The organism is Paraburkholderia sp. BCC1884 (assembly GCF_900996225.1).
In the GTDB taxonomy this organism is placed as follows: domain Bacteria; phylum Pseudomonadota; class Gammaproteobacteria; order Burkholderiales; family Burkholderiaceae; genus Paraburkholderia.
On sequence record NZ_CAAJGL010000145.1, the window covers coordinates 230,632 to 251,537 of the forward strand.

The 20,906-nt window shown below is 64.0% G+C and carries 18 protein-coding genes; 3 read left to right on the plus strand and 15 right to left on the minus strand.

Annotated features, from left to right (window positions below; translation table 11 throughout):
• Window positions 1-2 precede the first annotated feature (2 nt).
• The 5 genes from bcsB to bcsD form a co-directional block, all read right to left on the minus strand.
• Window positions 3-2,591 (minus strand): cellulose biosynthesis cyclic di-GMP-binding regulatory protein BcsB, encoded by a 2,589-nt coding sequence (gene bcsB, locus FQ705_RS32020; protein ID WP_144148713.1) that lies wholly within the window; start codon window positions 2,589-2,591, stop codon window positions 3-5.
• Window positions 2,592-2,594: 3 nt separating this feature from the next.
• Window positions 2,595-4,799, minus strand: a complete 2,205-nt coding sequence (bcsA, locus tag FQ705_RS32025) for a UDP-forming cellulose synthase catalytic subunit (protein WP_144148715.1) — start codon at window positions 4,797-4,799, stop codon at window positions 2,595-2,597.
• Complete coding sequence (gene bcsQ, locus FQ705_RS32030; protein WP_144148717.1) at window positions 4,796-5,584, minus strand: cellulose biosynthesis protein BcsQ; 789 nt, start codon at window positions 5,582-5,584, stop codon at window positions 4,796-4,798. Before bcsQ ends, bcsA begins: the two co-directional genes overlap by 4 nt.
• Window positions 5,581-6,492: a cellulose biosynthesis protein BcsP gene (gene bcsP / locus FQ705_RS32035; RefSeq protein ID WP_144148719.1), complete on the minus strand. Its 912-nt coding sequence runs from the start codon at window positions 6,490-6,492 to the stop codon at window positions 5,581-5,583. The genes bcsQ and bcsP overlap by 4 nt, the downstream gene beginning before the upstream one ends.
• 192 nt (window positions 6,493-6,684) lie before the next feature.
• Window positions 6,685-7,140, minus strand: coding sequence for a cellulose biosynthesis protein BcsD (bcsD, locus tag FQ705_RS32040; protein ID WP_144148721.1), 456 nt, complete (start codon window positions 7,138-7,140; stop codon window positions 6,685-6,687).
• A gap of 634 nt (window positions 7,141-7,774) precedes the next feature.
• Between bcsD and FQ705_RS32045 the strand changes: the two genes are divergently transcribed.
• Complete coding sequence (locus FQ705_RS32045; RefSeq protein WP_144148723.1) at window positions 7,775-10,108, plus strand: bifunctional diguanylate cyclase/phosphodiesterase; 2,334 nt, start codon at window positions 7,775-7,777, stop codon at window positions 10,106-10,108.
• A 41-nt stretch (window positions 10,109-10,149) separates the two neighbouring features.
• On the opposite strand, the gene hpaI is transcribed toward FQ705_RS32045, so the two are convergent.
• Genes hpaI through FQ705_RS32080 form a run of 7 tightly spaced genes read right to left on the minus strand, consistent with a single transcriptional unit; the run spans window position 10,150 to window position 16,159 of the window.
• A complete protein-coding gene (gene hpaI / locus FQ705_RS32050) occupies window positions 10,150-10,962 on the minus strand; it encodes a 4-hydroxy-2-oxoheptanedioate aldolase (protein WP_144148725.1) in 813 nt (270 codons plus the stop codon).
• Window positions 10,963-10,980: 18 nt separating this feature from the next.
• Window positions 10,981-11,784 (minus strand): 2-oxo-hept-4-ene-1,7-dioate hydratase, encoded by an 804-nt coding sequence (hpaH, locus tag FQ705_RS32055; RefSeq protein WP_144148727.1) that lies wholly within the window; start codon window positions 11,782-11,784, stop codon window positions 10,981-10,983.
• Window positions 11,785-11,804: 20 nt separating this feature from the next.
• A complete protein-coding gene (locus FQ705_RS32060; RefSeq protein ID WP_144148729.1) occupies window positions 11,805-12,206 on the minus strand; it encodes a 5-carboxymethyl-2-hydroxymuconate Delta-isomerase in 402 nt (133 codons plus the stop codon).
• Between the two features lie 16 nt (window positions 12,207-12,222).
• Window positions 12,223-13,086: a 3,4-dihydroxyphenylacetate 2,3-dioxygenase gene (gene hpaD, locus FQ705_RS32065; RefSeq protein WP_144148731.1), complete on the minus strand. Its 864-nt coding sequence runs from the start codon at window positions 13,084-13,086 to the stop codon at window positions 12,223-12,225.
• 47 nt (window positions 13,087-13,133) lie between these two features.
• Window positions 13,134-14,591 carry a 5-carboxymethyl-2-hydroxymuconate semialdehyde dehydrogenase gene (gene hpaE / locus FQ705_RS32070; protein ID WP_144148733.1) on the minus strand — a complete coding sequence of 486 codons (1,458 nt, stop codon included), beginning with the start codon at window positions 14,589-14,591 and terminating at the stop codon, window positions 13,134-13,136.
• Window positions 14,592-14,618: 27 nt separating this feature from the next.
• The gene (locus tag FQ705_RS32075) at window positions 14,619-15,377 is read right to left on the minus strand and encodes a fumarylacetoacetate hydrolase family protein (protein WP_144148735.1); all 759 of its coding nucleotides are present in this window, start codon (window positions 15,375-15,377) and stop codon (window positions 14,619-14,621) included.
• Window positions 15,374-16,159 carry a fumarylacetoacetate hydrolase family protein gene (locus tag FQ705_RS32080; RefSeq protein ID WP_144148737.1) on the minus strand — a complete coding sequence of 262 codons (786 nt, stop codon included), beginning with the start codon at window positions 16,157-16,159 and terminating at the stop codon, window positions 15,374-15,376. Before FQ705_RS32080 ends, FQ705_RS32075 begins: the two co-directional genes overlap by 4 nt.
• 181 nt (window positions 16,160-16,340) lie before the next feature.
• Here FQ705_RS32080 and hpaR point away from each other — a divergent pair, with 181 nt between their 5' ends.
• On the plus strand, window positions 16,341-16,754 hold the full coding sequence (gene hpaR / locus FQ705_RS32085; RefSeq protein WP_144148739.1) for a homoprotocatechuate degradation operon regulator HpaR: 414 nt from the start codon (window positions 16,341-16,343) through the stop codon (window positions 16,752-16,754).
• A 52-nt stretch (window positions 16,755-16,806) separates the two neighbouring features.
• Here hpaR and FQ705_RS32090 read toward each other — a convergent pair whose 3' ends face one another.
• The 3 genes from FQ705_RS32090 to FQ705_RS32100 form a co-directional block, all read right to left on the minus strand.
• Window positions 16,807-17,943 carry a DSD1 family PLP-dependent enzyme gene (locus FQ705_RS32090; RefSeq protein ID WP_144148741.1) on the minus strand — a complete coding sequence of 379 codons (1,137 nt, stop codon included), beginning with the start codon at window positions 17,941-17,943 and terminating at the stop codon, window positions 16,807-16,809.
• Window positions 17,944-17,947: 4 nt separating this feature from the next.
• Complete coding sequence (locus FQ705_RS32095; protein WP_144148743.1) at window positions 17,948-18,625, minus strand: HAD family hydrolase; 678 nt, start codon at window positions 18,623-18,625, stop codon at window positions 17,948-17,950.
• 102 nt (window positions 18,626-18,727) lie between these two features.
• Window positions 18,728-19,633, minus strand: a complete 906-nt coding sequence (locus FQ705_RS32100) for a LysR family transcriptional regulator (RefSeq protein ID WP_144148745.1) — start codon at window positions 19,631-19,633, stop codon at window positions 18,728-18,730.
• Window positions 19,634-19,844: 211 nt separating this feature from the next.
• Between FQ705_RS32100 and FQ705_RS32105 the strand changes: the two genes are divergently transcribed.
• Window positions 19,845-20,903, plus strand: a complete 1,059-nt coding sequence (locus tag FQ705_RS32105) for a hypothetical protein (protein WP_144148747.1) — start codon at window positions 19,845-19,847, stop codon at window positions 20,901-20,903.
• Window positions 20,904-20,906 lie beyond the last annotated feature (3 nt).

Below are 20,906 nucleotides of genomic sequence, written 5' to 3' on the forward strand. Positions count from 1 at the left end.
TATTAGTCCTTCAGGCGGCGCGCGGCGATCGAGCGCAGCGTCCGGTAGAACAGGCCCGCGATGATCAGCGCGGCGAGCACGCCGCCCAGCATCAACAACAGCGGATGTGACGAGAGCGCCCAGCGCAGATACTCCTGCGGCGACAAATGGCCGACATAGTAAGCCTCGCCGTTCGACGTGATGGTCACGGTGCGGCCGTGGATCACGGCCATCGCGCCTTGAATTTCCGGCAGCACGTCGGCATCGAGCAGGGCTGCGGCCAGGTCGGAGTCGGACTGGCCGCCCGCGCTGACGAGTGCAACCGCGCTGCGGTTTTTCTGCAGGGGCGATTCGAAGCCGGTCAGCAAGGCGTCGCCATTCGTACTCACCAGCGTCAGATCGGCGCGCGCCGGCGAGCGCTCCACGCCACGTTCGCCATGCCACCAGTCTTCCAGCTTGAAGACGATGTCGGACACCTGGAAGGTGCGCGAGTCGCCGTCGCTCGAGAACGGCATCGACTTGGCCCAGCGTTGCAGCAATGGCTGCTTGCCCGGCGCGCCGAAGATCAACAGATCCTTGTTGGCGTACTGGTCGGCGTTGTCGGCGGTGCCGACCGTCACGCCCGTGACCGGATAGCCGGTCGAGGCGCCCATGCGGCCCATGGTCAGCAGATACAGGCTGTAGTCGCCCGAATCGGCGTCGTTCGGCAGGATTGCGGCGGTCTCGGAGAGGTCCGCCATGCGCGTGAACGGGAAGCCGCTGTTGGCGAACGCCGCGAGATCCGGCAAGGCCATGTAATGCGGGAACGACGAGAGGTCGATGGTCGAGTTCGGGTCGATCGAACCGACCACGTTGTCGAGCAGACGGCCATGACATTCGCCGGTATTCGGGATGTCGTAGTAGAAATGCAGACGCACTTGCGAACGCGGCGTGAGCAGCAGCGGCGGAATGTAGATCGTGCGGCGCGCTTCGGCAGTTTTGTCCGGCAACACGCGGGCGAAGTAATGGCTCAGTTCGAACACCGAAGCCGACTCGGCCGGAATCGGCAGCGCCTGGACGAAGCCGCTGTTCATGCTCACGTTGAGCGACGAACGATCGCGCAGCGGACGCACCGTATAGCGGTAGCGCAGATCGATCGGTGCGCCCTTGGTGTGCCACATGAACAGATCGGGCGGCACGCGCAGATTCACGCGCACGGCGTCGGCGTCGTAACCGGACACGCTCAGGTCGCGCGGATCGGCGAGTTCACCGAAGCGCACCGGACGGTTCGTCGGCAGCCAGTTCGGTGCATCGTACGCCGCGCGCGGGGCGAGTTCGTTCAACTGCGTGATGGTCGCGCTCGGACCGCTCAGCGTGTTCTGGCCGATGCCGAGCGCTTTCGCTGCGGTCTTCAGTTCAGCGTCGTTGCGGCCGAGCACGAGCAGCAGCTTGCCGCGTGCCGGCGCTTCGCGATCGACCACGGCGAGGGTCGGGCCGGAGATCGCGGGAATCGTCACGCCGGCCGGGCGTTGATCGGCGGTGGCGAACACCACGGCGTTGCCCGATAGCGGCGCGTTATCCACTTGCGCCGGAAACACCGCGCCGCGATAACCGGCGAGCGCGCCGAACCACGAGGCGACGATGCCGCCTGCTTCGAGCGTGGCGTTGCTGGGTTTTTGCGGGAACACGAACGGCAGTTCGAGCCGGCGCACGTCGCGGCGGTCGAAGAACGGCTGCGGCAGCGCGGCCAGTTCCGGCTTGCTGGCGAGCGACGCATAACTCAGATCGAGCGAGCTCGCATTGCTGACGGTGGCCCACAGCGTCGAGTTGGCCGGGTCTTCGCAACTGGTCGTGTAATGGCCGATCAGCTGCACGTTCAGGTGGTTGAATTCGGTGATGAAGCGCGGATCGATCGAGACGTCGCGCGCTACCAGCATGCCGGCCTGTTCGTGCGGTACGGGCAAGGTGGCGGCGACTTCGCCGTTCACCAGCACCTTCAACTGCGAGATGTTCGCCAGCAGCGCGGGCGAGTAGCTATAGATCAGATGCAGGACCGCGCCGGTCACCACTTCGTCGTTGCGCACGGAGAACGCGACGCCGTTCTGGCCGTCGGTGCCGCGCAATTGCAGCGGATCGAGCGCGCCGAGGTCGGCGAAGGTAAGCGTCTGACGGCGTCCGCCCGGCACCAGCGTGCCCGGTTCGGCGGTGGTCGGCGTCTTGATGCCCAACGCCTTCACCGACGACGCGGCCAGCGCGGGCGTCGGCGTCGCCAACTGAGCCTGAGCCAGCGTGTTCGGGTCGTACGGTACGGCGGCGGTGGGCGCAGGCACGCTGCCCACACCGGTCGCGGCCGGAGCGGGCGTTGGCGCAGCGGCAGTGGCCGGCGTGGCGGTGCCCGTCGTCCCCGCGGCCATGCGTGTCTCGCTGTTGCCGCCGGACGCCGCTGCCATCACCTCGGCGGCCGACGCCAGCGGCGCCGCCAACGCGGTTTGCAAGGCAAGCCAGCAGGCGAGGCCGCGCATCAGACGTTGCGAGCCGGGGCGTGCCAGGACACGCATGTACGCCGAACCGGTCCCAGTGCGCTCGTCGTGATGCGAGCGTTCGCTGTGTTTCTTCGCCATCCTGTTGCCCATTGATCAGTCTTTGGTTTTTAGCTTCTTGACGTCCACAGGACGGCTTTTCATCGAGCTTCGCAAATCGGCATAAAGATGCTCGAACAGACCCGCGATACCGCGCGCGCCGACCGTGAGCACATGCGACAGGCCACGCAACGGCGTGTCCTGCTGGCGGCCCTCGGCCCAGCCGGTCCAGGCGTCGGCGCGGGCAAAAGTGGTTTTGACGAACTCGTATTCCTGCTCGCGTGTCATCGTCGAGAAGCGTAGACCCACGCGGCCGGGGGCGGTGAAACCCACCGTGGCGGGGAACGCGTATTCCTCGTCGCCGCGAAACAGCGAGACGGTCACGCGTTCGTGCATCGGCACCTGGATCGCGGCGGGCAGGGCGACGCCGACGCCGCCTTCGGAGTAATCGATGGTCTCGCAAGCCAGCGTGCGGCCGGTCGAGAATTTGAGCATCACGGGCATCTGCATCGCCACGCGGTGCACCGCGCGAATCTGCCGGCGCTCGCTTGCGGCGGCCACGCTTGCACCGAGAATCAGCATGTTGTACGTGGTCCAACCCAGATTCAGGATGGTGGTCTCCACCACGCTACGCACATGCCAGTTGAAATAGATGTGCACGACGCCCACGCAGAAGCCGATCAGGTTCAGCAACAGCAGAAACAGATACGGGCGCGAAATCGCCCAGTCGAAGTAGTTCTTCTCGATCTGGCCACCCTTGGCCGTCACGTTGAACTTGCCGAGCTTCGGGTTGATCAGCGCGAGCAGGGTCGGCGCGGTGATGTACGAGGCCAGCACCGACTCATACACTTCGGCCCAGAACGAATGGCGAAACGAGCGCTGCATGCGCGAATTGGTGATGCTCGCGTGCATCATGTGCGGCAGCGCGTAGATCGCGATCGTGCCGGCGGCGGCTTCGATCACATGCGCGCCGAAGAACAGATACGACAGCGGCGCGGTCAGGAACACCAGACGCGGGATGCCGTAGAAGAAGTGCATCATCGCGTTCAGATAGCACAGACGCTGGCCGATTTTCAGGCCCTTGCCGGTGAGCGGATTGTCGATGCGGAAAATCTGCGTCATGCCGCGCGCCCAGCGAATCCGCTGACCTATGTGGCCGGACAGCGATTCGGTGGCGAGCCCGGCAGCTTGCGCAATCGCCAGATACGCGGTGGTGTAGCCGAGGCGGTGCAGCTTCAGCGCGGTGTGCGCGTCTTCCGTGACGGTTTCGACCGCGATGCCGCCGATCTCTTCCACCATGGTCCGGCGCAGCAGCGCACACGAACCGCAGAAGAAGGTGGCGTTCCACAGATCGTTGCCGTCCTGCACGAGACCGTAGAACAGCTCGCCCTCGTTCGGCACTTTGCGGAAGGTGCCGAGGTTGCGCTCGAACGGGTCGGCGGAGAAGAAGTGGTGGGGCGTTTGCAGCATCGACAGCAGCTTGTCGCGCAGGAACCAGCCGAGGCCGATCTGCAGGAACGAGCGGGTCGGAATGTGATCGCAGTCGAAGATCGCGAGGTATTCGCCGCTGGTGATCTTCAGCGCTTCGTTGATGTTGCCGGCTTTCGCGTGGCGATTGTGCGTGCGGATCGTCCAGTTGACGCCCACTTCTTCGCAGAAGGCCTTGAACTCGGGACGGCGTCCGTCGTCGAGCACGTGAATCGAGATCTTCTCGGCCGGATAGTCGAGCGCGAGCGCCGCGTAGATGGTCGGCTTCACCACCGAAAGCGGCTCGTTATACGTCGGAATGAACACGTCGACGGTCGGCCATTCGTCGCGCGAGGCGGGCAGCGGCATCGGCGTGCGCTTGAGCGGCCAGGCGGTCTGGAAGTAGCCGAGCAGCAGCACGATGGTCGAATAGACTTCGGCCGACACCAGCAGCAGACCCCAGGCGGCGTCGAGCGGATGTTCCCAGTAAGTGGTCGCGGTGAGCCGCCAGAACATATAGCGGCCCGAGGTGACCACCGACAGCATGATCATCACCATCGTCGCGTAACGGCCGGGCAGCCGGCGGAACAGCAGCGCGGTCACGAAGCAGCAGGTCGCGAAGGTCAACTGTTCGTAGAACGCGAGCGGCACCGTGAACACGAAGTACAGCATGATCAGCGCAAACAGCGTGATCAGCACGGTGACCACGCGGCTGTTCCAGAAGCGCGCGTCGACGAAACGTTCGAGCCGCGACGGCTCGGCGCCTTCGAGGCCGTTCGATGGAGTCGTGCTCATGCGACGTTCCTCGGCGAGAGGGCGATCGCATCGATCGCCGACATCAGCCAGCTGCCGCACGAGCGGAAATCGGCGGCGGCCTGGCTGAGTGGATCGTAGTGAATCAGGGTAGTGTCGCAGGCGAGCGCTTCGCTGACGCCTTCATCCAGATGGATCACGCCTGGGAACAGCCGCTCGCCGAGCATCTGGCGCAGGACCTTGAGGACGTCTTTGGTCAACTGGCGCGACTGGTCGATCTGGTTGATGACGTAGCCCACGCCGCCGAATTCGGCGCGCGGCGCGGCGTAGGTGTCGATCATCCGCTCCATCTGCGGGATCGCGGCGTAGGAGGCCGCGTCGGCGAGCACCACGTTCAGCGCGAAGGTGGCCGCGCACAAGGCCGAGCGCACATAGGCGGACGAACCCGGCGGCGTGTCGATGATGACGATGTCCGACGCGTCGAGCCGCAAGCTTTGCAGCGCATGCGCGAGCCACAGCGGCTCCTGGTCGATGTACGCCTCGAAGCGGCGGCGGTCGTCTTCCAGCACGGCGCCGTACGGCAACACGGTCACGCCGTCCACGCCGTCGAACATCACGGTCTGCCACGGGTCGCCCGTCAGCGTGGCGCGCGATAGACCGTCGATGCTGTCGAGCGGCACACCGAAGTGCAAACGCAAGGCGTTCTGCGGGTCGAGGTCGAGCGCGATCACGCGGCGCCCGCTGGCGGCGAGCACGGAAGCGAGATTGGCGGCGAGGGTCGTTTTGCCGACCCCGCCTTTGGCGGACACCACGGCGATGACTTTCATGAGCGGCGCGGGCCGTTGGTCAGCCACGAGTTAGGAGTGGCGGGCGCAGCGGCGCCAGGCGCCGTGGCCGTTTGAGCGGACGTGCCGCGCAGACGGTCGAAGACCGATTGCAACGGAGCGGATTCACCGTGGGCGGCGGGCCTTGGGGCCGGCGCCGGGGCGGCTTGCGCCGCGAACAGTTTGCCGAGAATCGACGGGCTTGCCGAGACCGACGAAGGCGCCGGCGCGAGTGCGGGCGCCGTGTAGGCCACGGGCGTGGCGGCTGCCGGGGGCGCTGTCGGTGTCGCGTGCCTGGTCTGTGTCAGCGGTGTTGAAAAGGCCGGAGCCGCAGGCGCTGCCGGCGCGCTCGAATAGGCGCGAGCAGGTGCTGGAGCTTGTGCCCAGCTTGGTGTGACGGGCGGCGCGGATTGCGCGGCGGGAGCAGCCGAAGTGACCGGCGCGACCAGCACGTCCGGCACGACTTGCTGGGCAACCACCGCCGGTTTCGGATCGACCCGTACGGCGGGCGCAGCGGGTGTAGCTTGCGCAGCCTGGTCGTCGTTCGCTTCGAGTGCGCCAAAACGCGAGGCGCCTTTTGGTTCGGTCGACACGCTAGCCACGACCACCGGCGGAATGTCACGCCGATGCGAGCGCGTAAACAGCGGTGCCTTCGCACGCGTGACCGAAGCAGCGTCTTTCGGCGTCGTATCCGGGCGCTCGGTGAGCGCCTCGCTCATCGGCGCCGGAGCTCGCGCTTCGCGCCGCTGTCCGATCGCGGGAATGGCCGGTTGGGTCAGATCCAGCGTGACCAGCAACGGCCAACGCGTACGCGCCGAACGCGCCTCATTCTCGCGGCCGATTTCCTGGTACGCGCTGGCGTCGCCGCCAAAATGATCGAATAGTTTTTCGATGTCGCTCGATGAGCTCATAGTGCCCGCCGCCTTTGTCATGACTTGCCTTGCCCCGATCCATCAACTTGCTCGCGGCGCCGAAACGCTGGTGCTGCCGTCCTGCTACTGCACGCGCACCGGTCTGGCGCGTTGCCCGATTGTGTGCTGCTAACCGCTATCTGGACTGACGGCGACCTGCCGCTTGCTCCGCTTGCTGGCTGAGACCTGTCTTCAACCCGCGTGACGGCCCAGACGGAACTCGATCGCGGTGTCCTCGCCGTAGCCGCTCGTCAGCGCCACCGACAAGCCCTGCGCGCCCAACGCGCTCAACCACGACTGATAGACGCCTTCGAGAAACGCCGGGGTCCACGCCAGTGCCGTATCGCCAAACGCCAGCAACGGTGCGCAGTAGTGAACGATGCGCAGCGACTCGGCTTCGTCGGCGAGTGCCACGCAGCCCCAATCCATCTCCTGCCAGACGCCGTTCAAAGTCTGCTCGAGTTCGGCGGTCGACCCACAGGCCGGCAGCGGATGCGCGGCGGCGAATCGTGCGCCGACGCGATGCATCAACTGACGCAGTTCATCGCGGCCGATCTGTGCTTCAAATTCAGTCGCGAGAGCGCTCAGCATGCCGCGCCACTGTGATGAGATTTGACGATCCAGCAGGTAGTCGAGAATGGGAACCATATTTTCCGGGAGAAAGCCGTTGCTTCGACTTGTTAAAAAGGCGCCAACGGCCTGGTAACAGAGAAAAGTGTTTCGGGAAATCGCGTTTGCGCGCGTCTTAAGTTACTTTTACCGGTCCTGTCTAGTCTGTCCCACACACTTCGGAGGAGTCTACTTAAGACACTAACTTTTGGCCACTTTCCATTCGTCTGCTTATACGCGCAATCGATTGCGATGGATGCATCGGTTTCACGTAATTTTTGCTGCATGAATCGCCCGGCCGCCTTCCAGCTTGGGGCCTTGCTGTAAAGACGCCCGACCTGTCTGTATTAACGGTAAATTGCACCGCTGTTTTAGCTTTTTATTTTCGTGCTAAATGCAACGTCTGACGAGGACGTTGGGTTATGCAATATGGCTCGCGTCAAAACTTTCCAAATCTTGCGAGTGGGAACGCCTGCCGTTTTGCGTCACGCCAAACTTACGAACATGCAACAGCCTCTTGTCCGGTGGGGTCGCGTGATGGCTGCTCAGGGCAGGGCAAACAGGGTGGACGGCGCAACCTCGGGAAGTATTTGTAATACAGGCATAAATATTGGTCTGATCTTTGCCGATAACCATGGGCAGAGTGACCGGAACCAGCCTGATAACTATCAATATGCTTTCCACCTCAACGCAACACCTCTCCGACTCCGGTTTGAGCGACCGCTTTCACAAGCGCTCTCTCGAGCACCAGCGTCCTCTTTCCACGGTAACGATGGCCTTCACCGTCGTCGCGTTCCTGTGCTTCGTGGGGGCGCGCAATCTGGTCGGCGGCGCAACCGTGCCGCTTGCCTACCGGCTGTCATGCGCGTTGATCCTCGGCCTGCTGGTGCTAGCGATTCCGCGCGCCAGATCGACCTGGCTGTTCGGCGCGATCGGGGTGGCCTACTCGCTAGTGCTCGTGGCGGGCCTCGCGCTGAATATCGTGGGCGTCAGCCAGCCGCTCCTGTGGATCGTGCCCGCGCTGGTGGTAGTGCCGATCTGCGCCGCGCCGTTATGGCTCACGCCCGCGCACTTCTTCACCGGCAGTGTGTTTTTCTACGCGGCGGCGTTGGCGCTGCTGTTCGACGTGCCGCTCGGGCATGACGCCGACATCGTCGTCTGGATGTGGGTCGTCGCGATCGGCATGCCGACCTCGGCGGTGTTTCATTTCGGCTTCTACCGTTTCCGCCGCCATCACTTTCTGCTCGAGAGCCAGCTCGCGCAGCTCGCGGCGACCGATCCGCTAACCGGCCTGCAAAATCGCCGCGCCTTCGTCAAGCAGGCCGAGCGCCGTTTGGCGACACTGTCGGCCGAGGCGCCGGTCAGCGCGATCTTTCTCGACATCGACAATTTCAAATCGCTGAACGACCGTTTCGGCCACGCGGTCGGCGACCACGCGTTGTACGAGGTGGCGCAAGTGCTGATGGACGAAACCGCCGCGACCGACAGCGTGAGTCGCATCGGCGGCGAGGAATTCGCCGTGCTGCTCGACAGCGGTCTGGCCGGCGCACTGGAACTGGCCGAGCGGCTGCGCGAGGCGATCGCCGTGCTCGAGCGGCCGGACGGTCATCTGACCGCGAGCTTCGGCGTGGCCGAACACCGGCGCGGCGAAAACATCATGGTGCTGCTCGATCGCGCCGACGAAGCCTTGCTGCGCGCCAAGCATTCGGGCAGAAATCGCGTGTGCGCCGAGCGCGCGCTGACGAGCGAGTCGCTGCAACTGTTGGCCGACGACGTGTGCGCCGACGGCGAGGTCGTAAAACGGCGGCATCGCTGGGAAGAGTATTTCCTGACCTCGCATTTTCAGCCGCTCTACAGTTTGTCGCATCAGAAGCAGGTGGGATTCGAGGCCTTGCTGCGCGGCGAGCAGGACGACGGCACGCTGGTGCCGCCGGTGGTGCTGTTCGCGCCCAGGCCCTCCAGCGACGAAGGCGCGCTCGACCGCGCGAGTCACGCCGTGCACCTGGGCAACGCGAGCCGCGCGCTGCCCGACGACGCCTGGCTGTTCCTCAACATCCTGCCGGCCACCTTCATCGCCGAGGGCTACGCGGACCAGCTCGCGAAGATCGTGCGTACGGTCGGGCTCGAACCCGAGCGCGTGATTCTGGAGATTCTCGAGTCGCACGGCGGCAGCGTCGACGATATGTCACGGGCGGCCGCGCTGTATCGCCAGCACGGCTTTCTGATCGCCGTCGACGATTTCGGTGCGGGCCAGTCGAATCTCGACCGCTTGCTCAGGATTCGCCCGGACCTCGTCAAACTCGACGGCGAACTGATCCGCGCGACGAGCCACGGCACCAATCAGCCGATTCTGCCTAAGCTCGTTTCGCTGCTGCATCAGGCGGGGATGCTGGTGGTGGTCGAAGGCGTCGAGACCACCGAGGAACTGATTCTGGCGGTGGAATCGAACGTGGATTTCGCGCAAGGCTATCTGCTCGGGCGGCCGGCCGCCGAGATTGCCCCGCCGGAGTCGGTGCATCGTCGCATCGACGAGGCATTCGACGTGATCGCTTCGGGACGGGCGCATCAGTACGCCTTGTTCGAGTCCGAAGTGGAGCCGTATCGCGTGGCCTTGCGGCTGGCGGCGGATGCGCTGCTGGCGGGTGTGGGGATGGACGAAGCGTTTGCGCCGCTGGCCGGCTTCGAGCGCTGTATCAGTTGCTTCATCCTCGACGGCTCCGGGCGCCAGGTGGGGTCCGAGGTGCCGGGGCCGGCGTGGAGCAAGGATGGGGCGTCGCTGCATCCGGTGGCGGACCCACGTGATGCGCGCTGGGATCACCGGCCGTATTTCCGCAACGCGGTGTTGTTGCCCGGTGTGGCGGTCGCGTGCAATCCGTATCTGTCGCTGGCGAGCGGCCGGCCGTGTATCGCCGTGACGCTGGCGGTGCAGTTTGCCGCCGGGCGTTCGGTGATCGGTGTGGAGCTGGATTGGTCGGCGGTGGGCTTGCCGTGGCCGGCGGGGGAGTGAAGCTTTCCCCGCCGTGGGCGTGATCGGGTCGCGCCGGTCGGTCAATACCCGCCTTTGCCTGGCTGGCTCGGCGTGACGCTGTTCGGCGTCTCGTTATACGACGCCGCCAGTTCCGCCGCCGCGCGGCTCAGCAAGGTCGTGTCGGTACCGACCGCCACGAAGGTGGCGCCCGCCGCGAGGTAGTCCATGGCAATCGCGCGGTCCGGCGCCAGCACGCCTGCGGCCTTGCCCGCGCGACGCACCGTGTCGATGCCGGCGCGAATCGCCTCACGCACGCGCGCATCGCCCGGTTTGCCCAGTAAGCCCATCGAGGCGCTTAAATCCGACGGGCCGAAAAACACGCCGTCGATACCGTCCACTTCCGCAATAGCCGACACGTTCTCCATGCCTTGCACGGTTTCCACCTGCACGAGCACGCACAATTCGTCGGCGGCGGTGTGCAGGTAATCGGGTATGCGATTCCAGCGCGAGGCGCGCGCCAACGCGCTGCCCACGCCGCGAATGCCCTGTGGCGGATAGCGCGTGGCGGCGACCGCGTCGGTTGCCTGTTGTACGGTATCGATCATCGGCAGCAGCAGGGTTTGAGCGCCGATGTCCAGCAACTGCTTGATCAGGGCGCTGTCGCTGCGTACCGGCCGCACTACCGGATGCGATGCATACGCGGCTACCGCCTGCAATTGCGCAAGCGTGCTGCGCACGTCGTTGGGTGCGTGCTCGTTGTCGATCAGCAGCCAGTCGAAGCCGGCCGTGGCCAGCAGTTCGGTGACGTAGGCATCGGCCAATGCGGCCCATAAGCCGAATTGCGGTTTGCCTTCTGCCAGTGCGCGCTTAAAGGGGTTTTTCGGAAGAAACATGAGCGTAGTAGTTCCGGTTCAGATGAAGTTCAGACCGATGCCGCCCAGCGGCCCATAGTCGACGTGAAACGTGTCGCCCGCGCGTGCAGGGATCGGGCTCGTGAACGAGCCGCTCAGGATCACGTCGTTCGCGTTCAGCATCTCGTCGTAAGGGGCGATCTTGTTGGCGAGCCAGGCGACGCCCGTCGCCGGATGATTCAGAACGGCTGCCGCGAGGCCGCTTTCTTCCACTGCGCCGTTCTTGTAGAGCAATGCGCCGACCCAGCGCAGGTCGACGTCGAGTGGACGCACCGGACGTCCACCCAGCACGATGCCCGCATTCGCGGCGAAGTCCGAGATGGTGTCGTAGACCTTGCGCGGTGCCCTGGTTTCGCGGTCGAACTGTTCGATGCGCGCGTCGATGATCTCGACCGCGGGCGTCACGTAGGCGGTGGCGTCGAGCACGTCGAAGAGCGTCACGCCCGGGCCTTTCAAGGGTTTGCTCAGCACGAACGCCAGTTCCACTTCCACGCGCGGCGCAATGAAGCGATCCGCTCGAATGTCCTGACCGCTTTCGATGAACATGCTGTCGAGCAAGGGCGCGTAATCGGGTTCGTCGATCTGCGACGAGCGCTGCATGGCGCGCGAGGTGAGGCCGATCTTGCGGCCCTTGATGACATGCCCTTCGGCGAGTTTGAGCTTGACCCACTCGCGCTGGATCGCGTAACCGTCTTCGACCGTCATCTGCGGATACTGGCTGGAAAAGTGGCGCAATTGCGTGCGCGTCTTCTCGGCGTGATCGAGTTGCGCGGCAAGCTCGCGGATAGTCTGTTCGTCTAGCATGATGGTTTCTCTGTGAGCGGCTACTGAGCCTTGAGCCGCGCGTGCAGGTTGTTGTGCTTCCACGTCCCGGCTTCGCTGAACTCACCGATTTCAAGCGACAACGCGAGTCCCTGCTGTTCGAACTCGGTGGCGAAGTGCTGCTTGATGAGTGCAAAGAGCGCTTCGCCCGTGGCCTGTTTGACGGCGTCGGAACGGCCCGCGCCGATCTTCAGATTCGCGTGCAGAAACGCGGCGTCGGGCCGGCCATCGGCGATGCAATACTGCTGGCAGCGCAGGGCGCGCACGCGGATGCCGCCAGGCGGATAGACGCGCGTTTCGCCGTCGCGTTGCGCGTCGAGGCAGTGGGCGAGCGTCTGGCAGAGTTGGCCGATGCGGGTATCGTCGGCGAGATTGGCGCTGTATTCGAGTGTCAGATGCGGCATGTCGGTTTCCTCGCGTTCATGCGGCTAGCGGCGTGACCGGGAAGATCGCATTGATCTGGCCGGTGCCCGAACTGCCGAAATACGGTGTGACGACTTCCACCTTGCCGTCGTAGCGGTCCCAGCCGAGCGCACCGAGCAGCATCGCGGTGTCGTGCATGCCGCCTTCGCCCCAACATTTCTCGTTGTAGAGCGGCAGCATCTCGCAGAAGGTTTTCCAGTCGCCGGCTTCCCACAGGTCCACGACCTTGCGGTCCATCTGCTCGAGAAACGGATTCCATACCTTGTGCATGAACTGCTCGGCTGTGCCGTTGTTGGCGAAGTGGTGGCTCAGCGACCCGCTGGCCAGAATCGCGACCGTGCCGTCGTAGCGCTCCTCGATCGCCTTGCGCACCGCGAGCCCGAAGCGTGCGCTGCTTCCCAGGTCGTGCCACATGCACCAGCCCGCCACCGACACCGTTTTGAAATGCTGGTCGCCGTTCATATAGCGCATCGGCACCAGCGTGCCGTATTCGAGTTCGAGCGTGGTCTCGCTGTGAGCGCGGCTCTTGACGCCCATTTCATTGGCGACTTCCGCGATCAGATTGCCGAGCCCGACATTGCCCGGATACGCGTACGGCATGTTCTTGATGAAATGCGGCAGTTCGTTGCTCGTGTAGACGCCTTCGAAATGCGCCGCACAGTTGATGTGGTATTCGCTGTTGACGAGCCAATGCACGTCGAACACGACGATCGTATCCACGCCCAGTTCACGGCAACGCCGACCGATTTCATGATGTCCGTCGATCGCGGGCTGACGACAGCCTTTATGCGGACCGTCGAGTTCGGATAAATATAACGACGGGACGTGAGTCACTTTTGCTGCCAATGCGAGCTTGCCCATCGCGGTCTCCTATGTCTGTTGGATCTACAACCGGTGCACAACGGCAATCAGGCGCCCCAATGCGGAATGTGATGCGAGCCGAGCGAGACGCATACGTTCTTCGGTTCGAGAAACACTTCGTAACTCCAGGTGCCGCCTTCGCGACCGACGCCTGACGCTTTGGTGCCGCCGAACGGCTGACGCAGATCGCGCACGTTCTGGCTATTGACGAAGCACATGCCGGCTTCGACGGCGGCCGCCACGCGCAGCGCCCGTCCGGTGTTCTCGGTCCAGATGTAGCTCGACAGTCCATACGAGATGTCGTTGGCGAGCTTGATCGCGTCGGCTTCGTCGTCGAACGGAATCAGGCAGGCGACCGGGCCGAAGATTTCTTCCTGAGCGATACGCATGCGGTTGTCGACATCGACGAACACCGTCGGCATCACGAAGTTGCCTTTGCGCATCGCGTCGGGCAAGTCAGGCATATCGAGGCCGCCGCAGGCGAGCGTGGCGCCTTCTTTCGGGCCCAGTTCGATGTAGCTGCGCACTTTTGCCAGATGCCCCTGGCTTATCATCGGACCGACGATCGTGCTGTCGGCGAGCGGATCACCCACGCTCAGGCGCCTGGCGCGTTCAATGAAACGCTCAGCAAAGCGCGCGTAGATCGAGCGCTGCACGAGGATGCGCGAACCCGCCGTACAGCGTTCGCCATTGTTGGAGAAAATCATGAACACTGCTGCGTCGAGCGCGCGCTCGAAATCGGCGTCGTCGAAAATCACGAAGGGCGATTTGCCGCCGAGCTCCATCGAAAACTTTTTCAAGCCGGCGCTCTGCACGATGCGATTGCCGGTCGCCGTCGACCCCGTGAACGACACCGCATGCACATCGCGATGCGCCACCAGCGGCTCGCCGGTTTCCTTGCCGAAGCCATGCACCACGTTCAGCACGCCCGCCGGAATGCCGGCTTCGAGTGCGAGCTGGCCGAGCATCGAGGCGGTGAGCGGTGAGAGTTCGCTCATCTTCAGTACGGCGGTGTTGCCGAACGCAAGGCAGGGCGCGACCTTCCAGGTGGCCGTCATGAACGGCACGTTCCACGGTGAGATCAGCGCGCAGACGCCGACTGGATGAAACAGCGTGTAGTTCAGATGTGTATCGGTGGGATACGTGTGGCCGTCCACGCGCGTGCACATTTCGGCGAAATAGCTGAAGTTGTCGGCAGCGCGCGGCACGAGTTGCTTGCGGGTCTGCGAGATCGTCTGGCCAGTGTCGTTGGTCTCGGCCTCCGAGATCTCCGGCACGTTCTTCGCGATCAGTTCGCCGAGCTTGCGGATCAGCTTCGCGCGCTCGACGGCGGGTTTGGCGGCCCACGCGGGAAACGCCTCTTTCGCCGCGCTCACGGCGGCATCCACTTCCTGCGCGCCGCCGCGCGCGACTTCGGCGAGCACTTCTTGCGTAGCGGGGTTGACCGTTTCGAAGTAGTCTTGCGCCGCGCTGGATTTGCCGTTGATCAGATGTTCGATTCGCATTGCCTTGTTCCTATGTCTAGCCGTCGATCACGCGCGGCCGAAGTCCGCGTCGGATGCAATCGTGTTCACGAGACGGCCGAGGCCGTCGATTTCGCAGACGACTTCGTCGCCCGCATTCACGTTGACGATGCCTTCTGGCGTGCCGGTGAGGATCACGTCGCCGGGCGCGAGCGTCATGAACCCGCTCAGATATTCGATCAGCGCCGGAATGTCCGTGACGAGATCGCGCGTGTTGCCGTGCTGTTGCAACGTGCCGTTCACGAAGGTGCGCAACGCCAGTCGCGTGACGTCGTCGACATCGGCTGCATCGACGAACCAGGGGCCCAGCACCGTGCCGCCATCGCGATTCTTCACGCGCAGGTTGGGGCGGTAGTAATTCTCCAGGTAGTCGCGGATCGCGTAGTCGTTGGCGATCATGTAGCCGGCCACATGACGCATGGCATTTTCGCGCGAGACGTGCTGCGCGGTTTGCCCGATCACGACTGCCAGTTCGCACTCGTAGTGCATGAACGCGACGTCGGCGGGGCGGCGCGTGACGCCGCGATGTCCGATCACGGTGCCCGGTCCTTTGAGGAAGACGAGGGGCTCTTCCTGCTTGCTGAACTGCAATTCCTTCGCGTGTTCGGCGTAGTTCAGGCCGAGCGCGAAAATCGTGCCGGTTTCGATCGGCGCGAGCCAGACCACTTCGTCCTCGCGACGCACGCGGCCATCCGCGAGGCGCACGCCGCCGGCATGCGGATAGGCTTCGTGAATCGCGCCTGCATAGGCAACGCGGCCGCGCATCATGACGGAACTCCCGGTTGTGTTGCTGCGCCATCGTTCGCCGCGACGAACGACACCGTAAGCGGCGGCATGGCGCCGATCTTCAACGTGGCCGTATCGCCGACGTGGGCGAGCGGCGAACCATGCGGCACGCCGAGCGTGATGACATCGCCGGCGCTGAGCGTCATGAAATCGGTGACGTCCGCAAGCAGTTGGGCGACGTTGCGAACCGACGCAGCGGTATTCGCCGTGAAGCAGCGAGTGCCGTTCAGCCAGACCTCGATCGCGAGATCGTCCGGCGCGCCAACATGATGCGCTGCAACGACAGCCGGCCCAATCACGCAAAAACCGTCGCGCGCACGAAAGCGCACCGAGGGCCGATAGACGCTCGCGTGCGGGACGCTCAGATCGGCGACGAGCGTGTAACCCGCGACATACTCCAGGGCACGCTCCGCCGTCACGCGTGTTGCAGTGCGGCCGATCACGATTCCAAGCGATGCGCCGACTTCGACGCCCGACTCGTTGTCGGGCACGACGACGCGCGCACGATGTCCGGCCAACGTGTTGCGCGGCTTCAGATAAAGGATCGGTGCTTTCGGCGGCGCTTTGTATGGCGCGGCATGCAGCGCGTCGCCAAGCGACGCCAGCGTCGCGCGGTCGTTCAGCAAGGTGCCGTAGACGGCACCTTGCACCGGCGCGCGGCAGGCCATCCTGTTCGAAAGGAGCGACGCCACGGTGGCTGCGTCTACATCGCGCGGCAGGGCGTCGCCTTCGGGATGCAGCAGATGATCGGCAAGTGAAAACATAAACTGGCTATCTCTCGGCAAAAACACTAACATGTTAGTATTATTGCGCTTGATATGATCCACGGTCAATAGCCATGTCGGCTCATCGCGGGTTTTCCCTTAAGCTTCGACGATTGGTTTTTATTCTTCCCTGAACATGTCCGCTTCCGCTTCGACCCGAGTATTGCACCGCAACCTGCCAATGTTGTTGCTGCGCGCCAGAGAAAAAATGATGGAGCGTTTTCGTCCATTGATTACCGCGCATGGATTGACGGAACAACAGTGGCGCGTGATTCGCGCGCTCAATGAGCACGGCCCGATGGAGCCGCGTCACATCTCCGATCTCTGCACGATTTCGAGCCCGAGCATGGCCGGCGTGCTCGCGCGTATGGAGAGCATGGAACTGGTAACGAAAGAGCGTTTCGCGGAGGATCAGCGCCGCGTGCTGGTGTCGCTGACGGACACGAGCGTGGCTCTGGTACGCGTGATTTCGAAGGAGCTCGAAGCTCACTATCGCGAACTGGAGCGCAGGGTCGGCCCGGAGATCGTCGAACGCGTATATCGCGCGGTGGACGATCTGCTCGCGGGTCTCGAAGAGGAAGAGGAAGCGGAGTGAATCGGCGCGGCGAGATATTCAGGCGGCTATCACGCGAATGCCGCCGCACATCTCACCAGCCCTGAAAGCGTCGCCATTCCACGCTCGCGCCATCCGGCGCCACCGCGTGATATTCGGGAAACTGCGCGCCCGTTGCGCACGCGTGATTCGGCAGAATGCGCAGTTTCATGCCGATCGGAAAGCGCTGCGTGATGTCGTCGTCAGCGCCGCTTGCTTCGGTGGCGCTGAGAATGCCGTGCTCCTGATTGGCGCCGCTGATCTGGTAGCCCGGCAACGGCGTGCCGTTCAACAGGCACGGCTGGCCGTAGCCGAAATCGTGCGCCTGTTTCGAGGTGCCACGGTCGCGGCTCATGGCCATCCAGCCCGCGTCGAGAATCGCCCAGCCTTTATCCGCCTGATGACCGATCACCGTGGCGAGCACGCTCAGCGCGATATCGTCGAGCGCGCATACGCCGACGTTGTGCATCACCAGATCGAACAGGACGTAGACCCCGGCGCGGACCTCGGTGACGCCGTCCAGTTGTGTGGCTGCCAGGGCGGTGGGCGTCGAGCCGACGCTGACCGCCGGACACGCAATGCCCCCTTCGCGCAACCGCTCGGCCGCGCGCACGCAGCCGGCGCGTTCCTGTTCCGCCAGCGCGGCAAGTGCGTCCGGCGTATCGAGTTCGTAGCTGGAGCCCGCGTGGGTCATCACGCCGCCAACCGTCACGCCGTTCTCGTGGAGAATTCGCCCGACCTCGAGCAGTGTGTCCTGTTCCGGCGTGATGCCCGAGCGGTGTCCGTCCGTGTCGACTTCGATCCAGACCTCGAAGCTCGTGTTGTGCTGGTCGCTGAAAGCCGCGATGGCGGCCGCGGCGGTCGGATTGTCCACCACCAGTTTCAGATCGCAGCCCTGGCGGCGCAAGGCGAGCGCTCGTGGCAGCTTCGAGGGTGCGATGCTGACCGCGTAAAGAATATCGATCACGCCGGCGGCGAAAAACGCCTCGGCCTCCTTCAATGTGGAAACCGTGATGCCGCGTGCGCCAGCGGCGATCTGTGCGCGGACCACGTCGATGCATTTGGTCGTTTTCACATGCGGACGGAAGGCGACGCCGAGGGTGTTCATATGCCCCTGCATCCGCGCGATGTTTCGCTGCATTCTCGCGATATCGATCAAAGCGGCGGGCGTGTCTATCTGGTCGAGTTTCATGCTGTCACCGGGAAGGGTCGTGCGATGGGTTCGTGCCGAAGCGGCTGAGCCACGGGATCAGTGCGTCGAGCGTCGGCGCTTCGATCTCGGGCGCTTGCGCGCCGGCCACGCGCGGCAGGCCGATGCGGTTGTGCCAGTAAGTGCGCAGGCCAACGGCGGCGGTGCCGAACATGTCGTAACTGGAGCCTGCCACAAAGGCGGCTTCGTGCGCGCCGACGCCGAGTTCTTCGAGTGCGAGGCGGTAAGGCCGCGGGTCGGGCTTATACACGCCGGCGGCTTCGGCGGTCACGATGGCGTCCCATTGAATCGGCAGAATCCGGGCCGCCCGGGTGCCGAGTTGAATGGAGCAATTGGTGACGACGGCCAGCTTGCAGTGTGGCGCGAGCGTCTGCAAGGCTTCGATGGCGCCTTGCCACGGCTTCAGCGTCGGCCAGTTCGTTTCGAGTGCGAGCGCGGCGGATTCCGGTAAGCCGACCTCGGCAGCGGCCTCGCGCACCAGTTGTTCGTACGCAATGTACCGGCCGCAGCCGTAGGTCAGGCGCAGATAGGCGGCGCGCCATGCACGACCCGCCGGTTCGGAACCGGCCGCGTGATTCCAGGCGGTCCACGAATCGAGCAGGGCGGTCAGGAGGTCGAAAAGGACCGCCTTGGGATAGACGGCTGGGACGGAGGCGGGAGTCATGATCGAACCGGCGGTGTGGGTTGCGTCGATTATAGAGTTTGATCCACTTCCGTTGATTTAATCGAATTGACTCATGGATTCAGTGAGATTGAACCATGCGGTTCAGCGCCGCCACGGCGGCAAGGGTCTGAACCTCGCCTGCAGATATTGCATGAAATGGCGTGTACGTGCCGGCAAACCGGCGCGCTGATGCGTGAGCGCCGTCACGTTGGCGTCGGGTGCCTTCCAGCCGGGCAGCAGGCGCACGAGGCGCCCTTTGGCGATGTCGTCGGCGACATCCCATTCGGAGCGCAGGATCACACCACGGCCTTCGCAGGCCCACTGGCGGATCACATCGCCGTCGTTACAACTCAGATGCGCGGACACGCGTACGTTGCTACGCGCGCGGCCTTTGCTGAACTGCCAGAGCGAGACGTCTTCATTGTTTTCACGCAGCACGATGCAGGGCAGCCGGCTCAGTTGCTCCGGTGAGTCCGGTGCGCCCAGACGTTTGACGAGCGAAGGCGCCGCGCAGACAAAGCGCGCATTCGGCGCGATCGCGTAGCCGACCCGATTGGACAGCGGCAATTCGCCGATATGCACGATGATATCGAAGCGGTTCGTCGTCTCGGTCAAAGGCTGGTCGGATAGCGTGAGCGCGATGTCCACCTCCGGGTTGTCCTGCTGGAAGTCGGCGACGGCAGGCGCAAGATGGCGGCGCCCGAAACCGAGCGGCGCATTGATCGTGAGCGTGCCGACGAGCCCGGCCCGACGCAGTTGCAGGTCTTCGAACAAGGCATCGAACTGCTGGACCAGTTCCGCCCCGCGTTCGCACAGGAGCGTGCCTTCTTCGGTAAATTGCAGGCGGCGCGCCGTGCGGTTCACAAGTTGCGCCCCCAACTTTTTTTCGAGTTGCTGCAGGCGCTGGGTGATCGCCGAGGGCGAGAGTCCGAGCTTGCGCGCAGCGGCAATCAGGCTGCCGCTTTCGCGAATGGTCAGCAGGAAGCGGATATCGGCTGAGTCGTTCATGTCGGCAGGATGTGAGGGCTCGAAGCGTGGCAGCTTAAAGTGTTTGGCCACGAGCTTCCACTACGATGTGGCGCGGTCGGTGAAAGGTAGAATGGCATGGCCGTAACACAGTAGACAGTTGGGGCCGCTAGAGTACGCGTTCAAGCCAGGCGGTGCGGGCAGTAGCGGCCTTGCATCGAATCGTTAGCTTTATCCATGGAAGAAAAGTGTCATGCCGTTGCCCCAGGAGACCCCCGTCACGTCGAAACAGGCCATTTTTCTGCATGCCGGCTGGCGTAGCGCGGGCACGTGGATCTGGTCGCGTCTGCGCGCGCTCGACTCGGTCACCGGCTTCTACGAGCCGCTTAGCAACGTGCTCGCCGACCTGAGTCTGGCCGACGTGTCGGCGTCGCGTCCCACGCTGACCTCGGGCCATCCACCGCTCGCCAAGCCATATTTCGACGAATACCGGCCGTTCCTGCAAGACAGCGCGCGCGGGGTCAGCGGATATGGAAGACGTTTCAGCATCGACCGTTTCGCCAGCACGCCGGATGCGGAATTTCCCGCGTTGCAGGCGTATTTGCGCAATCTGTGCGAACGCACCACCGGGCAAGGGCGCGTGCCGGTCCTCAAATTTTGCCGCTCGTCGGGACGGCTGCCGTGGCTGAGGCAAGCCTTCCCTCAGGCCACGCACGTGGGTCTGTTGCGCAATCCCGCTTCTCAATTCGCTTCGGGATGGCTACTGAGCCAGCAATGGAGCAACCCGTTTTTCGTCGCCGCGCCGTTTCGCGTGCTGGGTTTGAATCAGGCGGACCCTTTGGTCAGGCAGGCCGTTGAGCTCTGCGGCGTGAGTTTGCCGCCGGTGCCGGTGACGTCGGAAGACGCCTACGCGATGGCGTGCGAGCACTACGCGCGCACGGCCGAGGGCAACAACGCCTATCGGGCCTTCCTTGCGTTGTGGATTCTCTGTGCATGGCGCATGGCCGAGGGTATCGACCTGCTGATCGACGTCGATCAGTTGGGCCAGTCGCGCGACTATGCGGCTGGCGTGCGCGGACAGTTCGAGACTGCGAACAGCGTGTCACCCGATTTCAGCAGCGCCCGCGATCTGGTCGAGGAAACGCGTCGGAGCGCGGCGCGCATGAACGGCATCGACGGCCGCTCGATGCGCGCCGTGCACTCGGCGGCGCTCAAATTCCTCAAGACTCACCCGAGCGCGGACGCCGCATTTGTCGAACGGGTCCGCGAAAAGATGGTGCTCGCCAATGAACTGACCGAGCAGTGGCGCTGAGCG

Bases quoted from the DNA above. Each gene is read 5' to 3' on its own strand.
- bcsB (WP_144148713.1), bottom strand. From the start codon at position 2,591: ATGGGCAACAGGATGGCGAAGAAACACAGCGAACGCTCGCATCACGAC.
- bcsA (WP_144148715.1), bottom strand. From the start codon at position 4,799: ATGAGCACGACTCCATCGAACGGCCTCGAAGGCGCCGAGCCGTCGCGG.
- bcsQ (WP_144148717.1), bottom strand. From the start codon at position 5,584: ATGAAAGTCATCGCCGTGGTGTCCGCCAAAGGCGGGGTCGGCAAAACG.
- bcsP (WP_144148719.1), bottom strand. From the start codon at position 6,492: ATGAGCTCATCGAGCGACATCGAAAAACTATTCGATCATTTTGGCGGC.
- bcsD (WP_144148721.1), bottom strand. From the start codon at position 7,140: ATGGTTCCCATTCTCGACTACCTGCTGGATCGTCAAATCTCATCACAG.
- FQ705_RS32045 (WP_144148723.1), top strand. From the start codon at position 7,775: ATGCTTTCCACCTCAACGCAACACCTCTCCGACTCCGGTTTGAGCGAC.
- hpaI (WP_144148725.1), bottom strand. From the start codon at position 10,962: ATGTTTCTTCCGAAAAACCCCTTTAAGCGCGCACTGGCAGAAGGCAAA.
- hpaH (WP_144148727.1), bottom strand. From the start codon at position 11,784: ATGCTAGACGAACAGACTATCCGCGAGCTTGCCGCGCAACTCGATCAC.
- FQ705_RS32060 (WP_144148729.1), bottom strand. From the start codon at position 12,206: ATGCCGCATCTGACACTCGAATACAGCGCCAATCTCGCCGACGATACC.
- hpaD (WP_144148731.1), bottom strand. From the start codon at position 13,086: ATGGGCAAGCTCGCATTGGCAGCAAAAGTGACTCACGTCCCGTCGTTA.
- hpaE (WP_144148733.1), bottom strand. From the start codon at position 14,591: ATGCGAATCGAACATCTGATCAACGGCAAATCCAGCGCGGCGCAAGAC.
- FQ705_RS32075 (WP_144148735.1), bottom strand. From the start codon at position 15,377: ATGATGCGCGGCCGCGTTGCCTATGCAGGCGCGATTCACGAAGCCTAT.
- FQ705_RS32080 (WP_144148737.1), bottom strand. From the start codon at position 16,159: ATGTTTTCACTTGCCGATCATCTGCTGCATCCCGAAGGCGACGCCCTG.
- hpaR (WP_144148739.1), top strand. From the start codon at position 16,341: ATGTTGTTGCTGCGCGCCAGAGAAAAAATGATGGAGCGTTTTCGTCCA.
- FQ705_RS32090 (WP_144148741.1), bottom strand. From the start codon at position 17,943: ATGAAACTCGACCAGATAGACACGCCCGCCGCTTTGATCGATATCGCG.
- FQ705_RS32095 (WP_144148743.1), bottom strand. From the start codon at position 18,625: ATGACTCCCGCCTCCGTCCCAGCCGTCTATCCCAAGGCGGTCCTTTTC.
- FQ705_RS32100 (WP_144148745.1), bottom strand. From the start codon at position 19,633: ATGAACGACTCAGCCGATATCCGCTTCCTGCTGACCATTCGCGAAAGC.
- FQ705_RS32105 (WP_144148747.1), top strand. From the start codon at position 19,845: ATGCCGTTGCCCCAGGAGACCCCCGTCACGTCGAAACAGGCCATTTTT.